10 protein-coding genes are annotated in these 12,831 nt (G+C 35.4%); 3 read left to right on the plus strand and 7 right to left on the minus strand.

Going from position 1 to position 12,831, the window contains the following annotated elements; genetic code table 11:
* The first annotated feature begins 354 nt into the window (after nucleotides 1–354).
* The 3 genes from JOOMADRAFT_RS05840 to JOOMADRAFT_RS05850 are packed head-to-tail and all read left to right on the plus strand — an operon-like array spanning nucleotide 355 to nucleotide 3,378.
* Nucleotides 355–933 (plus strand): BfmA/BtgA family mobilization protein, encoded by a 579-nt coding sequence (locus tag JOOMADRAFT_RS05840; RefSeq protein ID WP_008611949.1) that lies wholly within the window; start codon nucleotides 355–357, stop codon nucleotides 931–933.
* Nucleotides 902–1,936: a MobB family relaxase gene (gene mobB, locus JOOMADRAFT_RS05845; protein ID WP_008611950.1), complete on the plus strand. Its 1,035-nt coding sequence runs from the start codon at nucleotides 902–904 to the stop codon at nucleotides 1,934–1,936. The genes JOOMADRAFT_RS05840 and mobB overlap by 32 nt, the downstream gene beginning before the upstream one ends.
* Nucleotides 1,933–3,378 carry a type IV secretory system conjugative DNA transfer family protein gene (locus JOOMADRAFT_RS05850; protein ID WP_008611951.1) on the plus strand — a complete coding sequence of 482 codons (1,446 nt, stop codon included), beginning with the start codon at nucleotides 1,933–1,935 and terminating at the stop codon, nucleotides 3,376–3,378. The genes mobB and JOOMADRAFT_RS05850 overlap by 4 nt, the downstream gene beginning before the upstream one ends.
* A gap of 44 nt (nucleotides 3,379–3,422) precedes the next feature.
* On the opposite strand, the gene JOOMADRAFT_RS05855 is transcribed toward JOOMADRAFT_RS05850, so the two are convergent.
* Genes JOOMADRAFT_RS05855 through istA form a run of 7 tightly spaced genes read right to left on the minus strand, consistent with a single transcriptional unit; the run spans nucleotide 3,423 to nucleotide 12,699 of the window.
* Nucleotides 3,423–3,806, minus strand: a complete 384-nt coding sequence (locus JOOMADRAFT_RS05855; RefSeq protein WP_008611952.1) for a hypothetical protein — start codon at nucleotides 3,804–3,806, stop codon at nucleotides 3,423–3,425.
* Nucleotides 3,807–3,849: 43 nt separating this feature from the next.
* Entirely contained in the window at nucleotides 3,850–4,746 is an 897-nt protein-coding gene (locus JOOMADRAFT_RS05860) for a helix-turn-helix transcriptional regulator (RefSeq protein WP_008611953.1), read from the minus strand.
* A gap of 10 nt (nucleotides 4,747–4,756) precedes the next feature.
* Complete coding sequence (gene brxL / locus JOOMADRAFT_RS05865) at nucleotides 4,757–6,808, minus strand: protease Lon-related BREX system protein BrxL (protein WP_008611954.1); 2,052 nt, start codon at nucleotides 6,806–6,808, stop codon at nucleotides 4,757–4,759.
* Between the two features lie 11 nt (nucleotides 6,809–6,819).
* Entirely contained in the window at nucleotides 6,820–9,054 is a 2,235-nt protein-coding gene (locus JOOMADRAFT_RS05870; protein WP_008611955.1) for a hypothetical protein, read from the minus strand.
* Nucleotides 9,035–10,354 carry an AAA family ATPase gene (locus JOOMADRAFT_RS05875; RefSeq protein ID WP_008611956.1) on the minus strand — a complete coding sequence of 440 codons (1,320 nt, stop codon included), beginning with the start codon at nucleotides 10,352–10,354 and terminating at the stop codon, nucleotides 9,035–9,037. The genes JOOMADRAFT_RS05870 and JOOMADRAFT_RS05875 overlap by 20 nt, the downstream gene beginning before the upstream one ends.
* A 54-nt stretch (nucleotides 10,355–10,408) precedes the next feature.
* Entirely contained in the window at nucleotides 10,409–11,137 is a 729-nt protein-coding gene (istB, locus tag JOOMADRAFT_RS05880) for an IS21-like element helper ATPase IstB (RefSeq protein ID WP_008610934.1), read from the minus strand.
* 17 nt (nucleotides 11,138–11,154) lie between these two features.
* A complete protein-coding gene (gene istA / locus JOOMADRAFT_RS05885; protein ID WP_008610833.1) occupies nucleotides 11,155–12,699 on the minus strand; it encodes an IS21 family transposase in 1,545 nt (514 codons plus the stop codon).
* Nucleotides 12,700–12,831: the final 132 nt, after the last annotated feature.

The raw sequence follows: 12,831 nt of genomic DNA on the forward strand, positions 1-12,831 counted from the left end.
GCCCATTTATTATAATGGGCTTTTTCGATGTGTAAATCCTTAAAAATTGTATCTTTAGAACATTGAATAACAACATCTTTTGGTCATTACTTTTTTTATTTGACTTTCCTTAAATGACCAATTCATAAATGAAAATAGAGCATCCAACTTTGGTTGGGTGTCTGAGAAATTTTGTCCCTGCGGGACGGAAATCGAAGAGCAAGAGGGTAACACGCGATGCGGTGTTTCGATTTGCTTAAAATTTATAATTAACTGGTTTTCAGTTGATTATAAATATATTAATTGTGCTGATTTTCAGGAGTTTGCAGCAAAACTTCTGAAACCCATGATAAACAGGCAATTTTTTGCAGCAAAATGAAGAAATTTTCAACATACGGCTTCTCTGGGATCAATGTCAAAAAAGATATTGCCGAACGCTTTCGGGCTTTTTCCAAATCTGTTTCCAAATCGCATTCGGAAACCTTAGAGGCTATGTTAAACTTCTTTAAGTGGAACAACCTTAACCCTAATGATAATCTTGGAGTTAAAGCCGATGATACCAAAAAACGAATCAATGCCCTAATTGCTATTGTTCGTAACATCGAAAAACAACAGACCCTGCCCACCAAAGCCATGTTGGATACGCTCTTTCAGGAAATAACACAATCAGAAGAACAAGAGGAAATTGAAATGACAAAAGATCCTTTTGATTTTGGTACTCCTGAAACCATTACCAGGGATACCGAATTGGAACATTACCGAAATCGTTTTGAAGAGATACAACAGGAACTCAGTGGTTATAAAAATCAGATGGATGTTTTATGGCGACAGTTAATATATACAAAGGGAACTTTTGGAAAAGGCTACCATAAACTGAATATGGATAAAGACGAATTGGAACATTTTAAAAAAGTATTAAATAATGTACATCACCATAACCGCACAAAGTCTTAGCGGAAACTTTGGTCAAAGTGCTACCGCTTTTGTAGACTATCTCGAAAAGGAGAATGAAGGGAAACCCATGCCTGAACTAGAGCATTTTTTTGATCAGCATCATAATGAAATCTCCGCTGAAGAGGTCATCAAAGAAATTGACAACAATACGGCAAAGCTTAAAAAATCAGAACCTAAGTTTTATTCCATTACCCTAAACCCAAGTCAGGGAGAACTAAAAGCTATTGGGGATTCTCCTGAAGCTTTAAAACAATATACCCGAGAAGCCATGAAAGCTTACGCTAAAGCTTTTAACCGGGAAATTGATGGGAAACCTGTTAGTATAAATGATATTAAATATTTCGCCAAAGTGGAACGACAACGTACGTTTAAAGGCTCCGATAAAGAAATTCAAGAAAATCAACCCTATGCCACTAAAATTCTGGAACTAAAACAACAGGTTCGAAGCATTCAGCGTGGAGAAACAGCAGGCAATATCAAAAAGCTGCAAAAAGCCATTGAGCGTCTGGAACGTGAAGCACCACACCAACTAAATGGGAAACGTATTGTTAGAGATATGCCTAAGCCCGGACCTCAAAGCCATATTCATATTATTGTGAGCCGCAAGGATGCATCTAATCGTTATAGCTTGTCTCCGGGAAGCAAATACAAAGCATCTGAAGTGGAAATGAACGGCAAAACGGTGAAGCGCGGATTCGACAGGGATGCTTTTTATAGGAATGCCGAAAAAACTTTTGATAACCTATTCAAATACAAACGTAATTATGTGGAATCATACACTGCCCGTAAAACCTTTCTAAAAGACCCGAAGCTGTATTTTTCCATGATTACCAAACTACCCACAAACGAAAGGGCGATGGCTTTTAAACTGTTACAAAAAACAGGCATAAATACATCACTACTTAGTATCCCTACCAACAAACTGCAACTCACCATGAAAGCTATTAATACACTGAAAAGGGGTATTGGAAAAGCAATTGAATCCGGATCTATTGGGATATGAATTGGCAGCTTGAACATATCATCCTGTATATTGTTTCTCCAATGTTATTTGTGGGGGCTGTTTTGTATGGACTTTTTTACGGTGAAAAAAAGGAACAGATTCATAAGAAATATAAGGTGCGTTTCAAACTGAAAAACGGCAACTTTAAAATCGATAATATCCGAAGAGGGGCTTCGGTCATTGGTTCAGCAGGTAGTGGGAAAACGGAAAGCGTGGTCTATAATTTTTTGCAACATTTCAGCCAAAATGGTTTTTGTGGGGTCATCCATGATTATAAGGATTTTGAGCTTACTGAAATGGCCTATCCGCTATTCACTGCCATGGAAATTCCTTTTTATACCATTGCTTTTGATGTGATTTACTTTCGGGTAAATCCGATCGCTCCGAAATACTTAACCAATGAGGAAAGTGTTAATGAGGTGTCGCGAGTCCTCATGGAAAACTTATTGGAACAGAACCTATCGGAAAATAGCGGTAGTAATAAATTTTTCTCTGATGCAGTGGAAGGCCTACTCAGTGGTATGATTTGGAAAATGAAAACATCGTATCCTGATTACTGTACCTTGCCTCATATCATCACCTTGTTTCAGACGCTGAACACAAAAAAATTAGTGGCATTTTTAAAGTCTGACCTGACATCCCGAAGTATGGCAAGTGCTTTTATCAATGGGATTGAATCCGAAAAGCAAACCGCTGGGGTGAAAAGTACCCTGGCCAATGCCTTTAAAAAAATCAGTTCCAAAAAATTATTCTATGTGTTGTCTAAAGATGAAGTGCCTTTGGATATCAATAACCCCGACAACCCTGCGGTGATTGCCTTGGTGAACAACCCTAAATATGATTCAGCCTATTCGCCTGTCATTGCCATGGTGATGCATACTATTATCAAACAGATGAGCCTACGGGGTAAAGCCTCCTCCTTTTTATTGATGGAAGAAGCACCAACTCTGAAATTCCCCAATATGCACCGCATTCCGGCGACGCTACGTAGTTATGATATTTGTACCGTCTATGTGATGCAGGATAAAGTACAAAACGATCTGCTATATGGGGATAAAGCCAGCAAGGCTATTTTAAGCAACTTATCGTATCAGTTTTTTGGAAAAGTGAATGATCCAGATACCGCCAAATACTATGAACGTTTTTTTGAAATGATTAAAACGCCCACTAGAAGTATTAGCAAAAGTAGTGGTATGAGTTTTGAAAGCCGTATTACCAAAGGGGAACGCGAGGTTTCTAAACGTAGAGCCGAAATTTTCTTTAAACTGAAGCAAGGAGAATTTATAGCCTTTGCGGATGGGAAGGATAAAAAGGTACGTTTTCAGTTACAGCCCATTTTAAAAGATAAGCCTAAACAAGAACATCAGGTATCAGAAACAGACCTGGCTATACATTTTCAGAAAATCCATCGGGAAGTGCAGTCTATTTTTAAAGGTATATAACCTAATTGTTTGAAGTATTATTTGCTTCTAGTTTATCCCAAATTTTAGTGTTTCAGAAATCCCTCTCGCATGGGCTTCGTAATTTGGTCGTGAAATTTTTTATTAAACAATAATCGACCATTAACAGGTTTAATGATACCTTCTATTCTTTCTGATAATTCCTCATAGCGATCTAGAACTAAAGTAAATCCTTTATCTCTGTGGATAACAAATTTTTCATCCTCAGTTAGCAAGTAAATATGCTTTAAAATATTAGCAGGGGATTCATCTTCTTCAACACCAGTATGAAAGCCAAACTCGCTATAGGCATCACACCCTAGAAATACAATTCCAGGACCTTCCATAGTAGGTATTTGTATGGTGAAAAATGCCACGTATTCTCCCGGGCGACTTGCTTTGAATATAGTTTTTATTGTATTGTTTGCCATAAGGGTAAAATTAGTAATTCATATTTTAAACTAGCCACATGACTTAATAGTTTTTTACAATTTTATCGTTCAAATAATCTTTAAATATTTTAGGGTACACCACCTCAATTTCTCCAGGTAACCCAAGTACAAAACGTCCAACCCCTATAAAATTCCCTACATCAGTGGTTAATAAATAATGGGTGTCATTTTTTTTCTTGAGATACTTCTCGCTTAAAGGAAATTCTTCTATTATAAGATTATAGGCTAATAATGATAGCTTTAATTGCACCGCAATAGGTTCAAAACTTTCCATTCGGAATATATCTGTAATTCCAACTTGATGCTTGGGTTTGAATTGCCAATCATTATCCAGTATTTCCACCTCTTCAATTCTCGAAGCCTTGAATATTTTATTGGTTTGGTCTTCGGTATCGTAGCACCAAACTCCCGTGTAATTGATTGTGAAATCAATAGGCTCAACGATTCTATCCCGAATATTCTTGCTGTTACCAGATTTGTACTCCTTTAAAACAACTTGTTTTTGCTGCTTGATGGCTTGGATTAGGTTGTATATATTTTCAGTTTCTTCTTTTTTAGCAATGGCATGAATCACTCTATCAAAATCATATAGGCTGTAAAGCTTCTTGACTAACTTCTCCTTTAATTCTGAATCTTCATCAATGGCATGTATGGTTTTACTTAGAATAAAAGCCTCTTCCTCTGTAAAATGCAGCAATTGGCTAATATCCTGTGCCGTAGAATTTTCCTTATCAATTCTGAAATAGCCGTTATTGTTTTCAATAACAAAGCCCACCTGTTTGAAGGTATCAAAATAGCGATACACCGTTCTTTGAGAAATATCAAAACGATCCGAAAGCTCCGAGATAGTTCTACCATACTTGCAATCAAGCATGAGAAGCACCTCCAACATTTTCTGAAATTTCGCCTGGTCTGCCATAATTTTTGTTTTAATCCAAAAGGATTCCCTTTTGCATTAGCATTTGGTTATTCGAGTAGAACGGAACATCTGTATTTCCAAGAACTGATGCAGGGACATTTGCTAATTCAGAAAGGTTATCCATTGGTACAATTACTGTTTTTGCACCATTTTCAGAAAGCATTGTTATTTTATCTGCAAAATTTATCGCTCTTTCAACCGCACCCCCGACCGATAGATTACCTAAAACAGCCAGTCCAGGCTTTAGGTTTTTCTTGTAGATTGCCGATATGATGGATATATAAACTGCGGATCCTATTCCAGTAGAAATACTTGCCCCAAGCATATTGGTAACTTGAATAGAAACATCAAAGTTCTTTAATGAATGCTGTTCATTAAGTATGCTCTTCTCGTTTGCCTTAATGTACTGAAATGTATTTTTAATATTCTCTTTTACCTGAGTATTACTTACACCTGAGATATTTAGCTTTCCAGATCCCGAAGTAATTACTGCCTCAATTCTGACCAAAGCCATGTTTTCACCATCACTTGTTGAAGTATAACAGACACCCGGTTGTAAAGGTGTATTTTCAATTAGATGTGAGCCCTTTTCTTCAGGAAGACCTACATAATGTTCCTCCTGTGTCTCCTTGTCAATGTATGAAAAGTTCGTGTCCCAAAACTCCATTCCACCAATTCTCTTCAATTGCTCCTTAACTCTTCTTCTCATCTCAATAGCAATTTCAAGATACTCCCTCACATCTTCTTTATTGTAGTTACCGTCCGGATGCATCAGCTTTATGAATCCTGAGACAGTTTTCTTTACAGGCTTAGTATCTCTTTGCTTTAAATGAGAACCAAGTGTAAAGTATTCTTCAATAACATCAGTATAGGTTACTTTTCTAAATGACTTTAAGCATTCCGAGAAATAATCTGTACTGAAACCAAAATTACTTGTGAAGTTTTTGGGAGAGAACTTAATCATTTCCCAACCCGGTAGATAAAAATGGATCCTATCTAAAAATGCTGTGTCATTATTCACTTCATCGGATAAAGCACTAAACAAGTGGCTAGTTTGTAAAACTGTCTCAACAGGTTGGTTGATATTACCATTCAAAATAATTGAAGCTACACCAGTTATTTCACCACCTGCACCTGCTCTTGAAAAGGAACCTGACTCCATGTAATCCTTCATCAAAGGAATAGCATCTTTTTCCTTAAATATCTTATCGGTAGATTCATCAAAACAAATAGCATCCCATTGCCCAACAGCCCCAACTTTACCTGTACTACCGTGAACGAATAATTTAGCAACAGTACCTTGTCCACCTGAAACTAATACTGCATAAGGGGTAAGTTCTTTAAAAACAAATGACTTACCAGTAGAACGTGGACCTAATTCTATAAAATTGAAGTTTGATTCAACCATTGGAATTAAACGAGAAAGCAGAAGCATTTTTACTCTATCTGACATTCCCTCTGATTCGGGTTCGTACCCACAACTTCTTAGTAAAACATTCAACCATTCTTTTTTATCAAATTGATGACGCTTTTCTAAAAGTTTAGAATTATCAAACGTAGATAGCTGTATGGGTTTAATATCTTGAATAACGAACGGAGTACCCTTGTTGCCGTCTTTTGAAAAGGCATCGTACTCTATGTCTATTATTGCCCAAATACCACCCATCAACATCTTGTCGTGGGTGCTAACCATTGCATCAGATATTACTCCGTTTTTAATATTACTATTTTGTAAATGAGCCCAATAAACATCTTTTGAAGTATCGAGCTTAACTGAGATTTTATCAATGATTTTATAGGTTCCTTTTTCCCTAATTCTTGATTGAATTAAATCGCTTTCTTCAGGATTCACATAATGTTCAGATAAAATCTTCTTCACATTTGCCATTCCCTCTTTGATCTTATCTTCATCGTCCGTAGAGCATGAGTTAGCTATAAGATATTCCAATACAAAAACAGGAACATTTGCTCCAACCTTTACTAATCTTACAAGGTCTTTTTTTACCACAAAGCCTCTAAAGGCATCTAACAATTTATTATCTAAAGCGTCTAGTGTTATCATATACTAATATTTTATAGTAAGCCTCCTAAGTCTCTTGCGGAGCTTTTAGTTACAGTGGCTTTGTCTAATTGTTCTCTCGTAGTGGCATCCAGCACCTTGATTTCAACTTGCTGATGTCCATCAAACTGATATTCCTTTTTGATCTCTTTGCCTTTTTCAATGGTAATGATGTCACTTTTGTTAATCTCATTGCCATCATTAAAAAACATTAAGAATACTTTTCTCTCAGAAGCAAACAAACTACTTGAATCAGCGTGACCTTGTATCTTAACAGCATAAAGATTCCCGGTGATTTCCTTTAAATCTGACTTGTTAGATATGGATACATCTAGTAAATCGGCAGTTGAAGTTCTGTTTGTCCACTTGAAATATGGAATCAGTGTTTCCTGTGGAGAAATTCCACCATGGCTAAATCCATAAACACCTGGAGTTTTAAATGGACCCAATCTTTTTGCAAAATAGCAGTATTCAAACTCCTTGTATGGAAGTTCCTTCTCGATTAATAAGCTACTGTCAAATTGTTGCTGTGTTTTCGATCGGATATATCGTTCGCTTTTATCAGTAGTACCTGATAAACTGATTTCTATTTTATCCGAATTTTCTAAAATACCGGTTAATGTAAAGCCATGATCAGTAACCAAATAAACTTGCTTATATCCATTTTGTAGGAGCTGTTTTATTTTATCAGCAAATATGGTGGCAACTTGATCGAAGTACTTTAACGCTTTTTGTTGATAGGTTTCTCCCAGTTTATCAGGATCCTTGTAGCTGCATATAAGGTAGTCTGCTTTATCGGTGGTCTCATTTACATTTTCTAAATCAATGAACTCGATATTTTTATCTTCATTCGTTTTAGTAATGTATTGTTCTCTTTCCTTTTTTGTGGGAAGTACTTCTCCGGTAGCTACATATAACTGGCTCATATTGTGTTCCGTTTCGGAAGGTAATCCTGCAAAAAGATAGTTTTTTGATAGTTCGTAATCCGATTTACCAAACGCATCAATTATATCTTGTGCAAACTCCCAAGAAACACCATCACCAACAACAATAGCCGTTTTGTCCTTATGGCTATCTAGTATTTCTTGAATTTTTCCAGTTTGAGTAGATTGATAGCTATCAACATATCGGAACCACTTATCTAAGTAGATAGTGGCTAAATTTTTATAGTAAGCCTGCCATGGTTCAATTATTTCCTTTTGTGTAAGGAAAGAGCTGTAAAGCTTTCTAATAGCTCCATCTAATTTTGAGAAATGCTTTATATAAAAATCGACCGCTTCTTTGAAAGAGCTAATTTGGTTGATGTTTTTTTCGTCAAACTCTAGAAGTGTTTTAACCTGCTTCCAAAAGATAATCCCTAAACCATTAGCAGCCTTATCGGCATTTCGCTGATTCACTTTCGGAAGAATAGATGCAATAAATGAAGCATTATCTAATTGTGTTCCAATTTCCTTTAACCACAACTCATCAACTTGAACAAACGGATGTGAAGGATGTATTTCAAATGGGTTTGCTTTTTTTCCGGGTTTATATTTCGCAAGATAGCTTTGGAATGAAGCTTTGTAGCTCACACTATCCAACCATGCCTTGTAAACATTTAAAAGCAGTGGATTAACATTGTTATTCCATAAACCATCTAACAAATGATTTGCAACTTCTGATGCCAATGTCGTAGCTGGTTTTTCTACATAGCTTTGACCAATGAGCTCAGCTACTTTTTTATAAAAAATCTCTTGTGTAGCAACATCAAACTTCTTCACAAATGCTTTTGAATTATCCAAAAAGGGAAGCAACTCTTTCTCTAGATCAAAAATTTCAGACGCTCCCTTATGGCTCAAATCGATCCAATAAGTTTGATCTTTACCTACGCTAACCTTTGCTGCCGAAATCAACTCTTCTTTAGGTAGGTTGATATTTAAGTTTAGGTGTTGACTTACTTTTTTCTTTATGTAGTGATCCAAATATTTAATTTCCACACAACCATTTGTTTCACAGTATTCACGCACAAACTTTAGGTTGTTTTTAGGAGTGTTAGTGTAGATTAAATACTTACTTCCGTTGCCATTGTATTTTTCAATCTCATACTTGGCTTTTAATTCTTCTACTTCGTTTGATACTCTATAAACATTAGCTTCATTCTTCAACTTCTCTAACAGAAATGAAGCGTCATTAGATTCATCTACAAATACAGCAATGGAATGATTGCCTAAAATTTTGTCTATATCTTTTTTAAACCAGTTGTCTATCATTACTTTCTAATTCTATTGGTTCGTTTTCATACAGTTTTTCTAACTGATCAAATACTATCTCAAAGTGGCTAAATGAATCAGGAGGGAAGTTTTTTACTTCATTTGAAAAATTATCTTTATTACCTTGAATGTTGAATACAGTGGTACCTAATATTCCAGCTCCCTTCATATTATTTGCCTCAAGAATATTGTTCTCAAAATAGTGCTCTACAACAAAGTATCTTTGTATCATATCTGTAGCTGTTACAAAATCTGAACGAAAAGTAGGTACAGGAAGAAGAGCAGCGTATATTTCTTTTTCTTTATGCTTCCTCGTATTATTTTCAATTTGATAAGTCTCGAATACCTCATTGTTTACCCCCTTAAACTTTTCATTTCCTTCTCGATCATTATCAAAAAGACCAACCAACTTAATGCTATCGGAAATAGTAGAAACTAATTCAATTGTTCTCCTCACAAAATCGGCATTTCCAGATCTTTTCGTTTCATCTAAATTCAATCCGCTAGAAATAAACAGGAAAGGACACTCAGTAGAGGGGTTTAACTTATCCCATGCTGTTTCTAATATTAACTTATCTGTTTTACCCTCAGTTATAACTATTATCTTTTGTTCTTCACTTTCTGTAAGATTCAGAAGAGTTCCTGCTAATGATGACACTACGGAGTCATAACTATCTTTTGGCAAACTCTTAATGGTTCCATCTGACAAGTTCAGTGAATTGATGAAGAATAGCTCTCCTTCCTCAGCTTTTTGTATTAGCCGATCATTGTGAGAGATTAGGAATACTTGATTATTTTCATCTCTTCGTAATTCATCAATTAAGGCTGCTTGTAAATTTGAATGAACATGAGAATCTGGTTCATCAATTAGCAATATATTTAAACAATGGTCAACTCTGTTAATAAATTCAAGAGTAGAGAATATCTCGAGTACTTGAAGTATTCCACTTCCTACTAATGAAATATCAATTTCTTTTTTATTCTCTTCTTTAATGGTTATCCTAACATACTCTTCATCTTGCTTACTTCTGTTCTTTACTTTTAAAGTGAATTTAGAATTAAAAACTCGCTGAAGTTTTTCTTCGATTGTCTGAAATTTTGTCTCACTATTTTCACACTTTAAAAGCTTATTTCTTATAACCTCATGGGACTTACCAAGTGAAATTTTCTTTAATAACTGAGCATTGTTGTAGAATGGCTCATTTTTAATCGAGTGAAAAACAGGTTTAGTTTGATATAAGTATACTACAGTGTAAATTCCTGTAAAGTTGACCCACCCATTCCTGTTTAAATTGAGCATAGTAAAACAGGTTCTAAAAAGAGCAGTTTTGTGCTTATAAAAATATAAAATTTATCATTGTTTTTTTCTTTTTTTTCTCATGGATTCACCTTTAAGTTCCACTCTATGTGCTGCATGTACCAGTCGATCTAAAATAGCATCAGCAATAGTTTGTTCTCCGATAATTTGATGCCATCCCATAATTGGTAGTTGTGAGGCTATGATAGTAGCACGTTTTCCATGTCTGTCTTCGATGATTTCCATAAAAGCTTGTCTTTTATTAGTATCAAGTTCTTGAAGTCCAAAATCATCAAGAATGAGCAAATCCTGTTTTTCTATTCTATCGATTTCTTTCATGTATGAACCGTCTGCTTTAGCTAGTTTGAGTTTAGCAAAAAGCTTATTGATATTGTAATATTTGACTTTATACCCTAGAGAACAAGCTTGGTATCCAATAGCTGAGGCAATAAAGCTTTTACCAACACCTGTGCTTCCTGTAATGAGTATGTTTTCCTTGTTTTTAATAAACTCGCACGATGTGAACCTAATTAATAGGTTTTTGTCAATCATTCGGCTGGATTCAAAAGATATCTCTTCTACAGAAGCTTTATATCTAAACTTGGCTGCTTTGGTTAATCGTTCTATTTTTCTATTGTGTTTATCATCCCATTCAGATTGTAATAAATACGCTACTAGCTCATCATTAGTATATGCTAGATGATTTGCTTCTAGTGTTGTCGTAAAGGCTCTATGCATGCCATATAGCCTTAGTTGTTTCATTTGTTGTAATGTTTGGTCATTCATAATTTATAATGATTTAATTATTTATAATAATCGCCCCCTCTGATGTTTCCATGCTTAGGGATTGTAGATTCTGTATTGGTATCTTCCTGTATAAAATCCAATCCTTTTTCAAGAATACTTTTAACACTTTGATAATTGATGCGTTCATAATCTAAAGCTCGTTTACAAGCATTATCAAGACGTTCATTCCCAACTTTTTTAGCTAGCCCTAATACACCAGCACAAGATTTATAGGATTGTTCAGGATGTTGTCTTTTTCCTAATAATAAAGTGATGAAAGTTTTACAATGGCCTCCAATACCTTCAGCCCAATTTAAAAAGGTGTCAGGATTCCAATCAGCTACATAACGATGTGTTGAAGGCATATGCTCGCTATCGGTAGTGTAACCATGACGTTTTAAGCCTCTTTTATGAACAGCAATCCGTTTTTGCTTATAGTAAATTTCAACGGTGTCTTTTGTATAAATGATGCGAACCTTCTTTCCTATATAACGATAAGGAACGCTGTAATAATGCTTATCTTTATTAATGTGGATATGAGAGGTCTTATATACTGTTCCCATTAGGTAGGCACGTAGTTGATATTTATCTGTAGGCAATGGCAATAATTCTTCTTGCTCCAAAGATGTAAATAAATCTAACCTAGAACAGTCCCTTGCTTGAAAGTTAATTTTATTATGCTTCCCCGTGAGTTCTAATACAGCTTCATTTAAAGCACTTAAGGTATAATAATCATTCCCATTTAATGGAGCAAAAACTCTTGTGTAGATAATCTTTACAGCATTTTCTACTAGTGCCTTATCTCTTGGACGATAGGTTCTTGTTGGAAGTATCGTGGTATCATAATGAGTTGCCATAGCCAATAAACTCTCATTAAGGATAGGCTCATACTTGCTACTTTTTGTAACAGCTGACTTTAAGTTATCAGTTACTATTGCTCTAGGAACGCCTCCGAAAAAATGTAATGCACCTACTATGCACCCAATAAAATCCTCTCGTTTTTGTGAACGACAAGCTTCTACATAGGTATAGCCGCTTGCTCCTAGTACAGCAATAAATACTTCCATTTCTTTTAGTAAACCAGTAGCGGGATCTATGATAGCTAATTTCTTTCCTGTGAAGTCCACAAACATTTTATCCCCAGCCTTATGGTTAAATCGCATGACTGGATTTTGAGTACGAGACCAAACTCTATACAAATGACAAAATCTAGAATAAGAGATAAATACCTTTTTATTTTGATAATAGTCCTCCCAGATCATGTAACGAGTAACTCCAACCTTTTTAAGGCGTTTGCTTACCTCTGGGTATAACTTAAAAACATACTCATGACGAGTCGTTATGTGGGTCTCATCAATATGCAATAATATACGTAAATCTTCAAAACCAAGCTTATCAACCTCTTCACTTGTAAGCTTGCTCTTTAGTAATAATTCGATGTATTTGCGAACAGTATTCCTGGATATACCAAGTTGTTTACTGATGCTCCGCTTACTAACTCCTTGAGTATGTAAACGATATAGTTGTTTGATTTTTCGCATGTCTAAATGTATGTTTGCCATGGTTATTTTTCTTGATTATAACCATACAAGTTATTTAATACATGCTCTTTCTAGAGGTGGGTCAATTTAGACAGGAATACCCGGGTCACTTTAAATAGGATTCAGTGGGTCACTTTCGCAGGATTACATGGG

The organism is Galbibacter orientalis DSM 19592 (assembly GCF_000260115.1).
Taxonomy (GTDB): Bacteria; Bacteroidota; Bacteroidia; order Flavobacteriales; family Flavobacteriaceae; genus Galbibacter; species Galbibacter orientalis.

What these genes read in the sequence shown, in the direction of transcription:
- mobB (WP_008611950.1), top strand. Translation starts at nt 902, where the DNA reads ATGTACATCACCATAACCGCACAAAGTCTTAGCGGAAACTTTGGTCAA.
- istA (WP_008610833.1), bottom strand. Translation starts at nt 12,699, where the DNA reads ATGGCAAACATACATTTAGACATGCGAAAAATCAAACAACTATATCGT.
- JOOMADRAFT_RS05860 (WP_008611953.1), bottom strand. Translation starts at nt 4,746, where the DNA reads ATGGCAGACCAGGCGAAATTTCAGAAAATGTTGGAGGTGCTTCTCATG.
- istB (WP_008610934.1), bottom strand. Translation starts at nt 11,137, where the DNA reads ATGAATGACCAAACATTACAACAAATGAAACAACTAAGGCTATATGGC.
- JOOMADRAFT_RS05850 (WP_008611951.1), top strand. Translation starts at nt 1,933, where the DNA reads ATGAATTGGCAGCTTGAACATATCATCCTGTATATTGTTTCTCCAATG.
- JOOMADRAFT_RS05855 (WP_008611952.1), bottom strand. Translation starts at nt 3,806, where the DNA reads ATGGCAAACAATACAATAAAAACTATATTCAAAGCAAGTCGCCCGGGA.
- JOOMADRAFT_RS05875 (WP_008611956.1), bottom strand. Translation starts at nt 10,354, where the DNA reads ATGCTCAATTTAAACAGGAATGGGTGGGTCAACTTTACAGGAATTTAC.
- brxL (WP_008611954.1), bottom strand. Translation starts at nt 6,808, where the DNA reads ATGATAACACTAGACGCTTTAGATAATAAATTGTTAGATGCCTTTAGA.
- JOOMADRAFT_RS05870 (WP_008611955.1), bottom strand. Translation starts at nt 9,054, where the DNA reads ATGATAGACAACTGGTTTAAAAAAGATATAGACAAAATTTTAGGCAAT.
- JOOMADRAFT_RS05840 (WP_008611949.1), top strand. Translation starts at nt 355, where the DNA reads ATGAAGAAATTTTCAACATACGGCTTCTCTGGGATCAATGTCAAAAAA.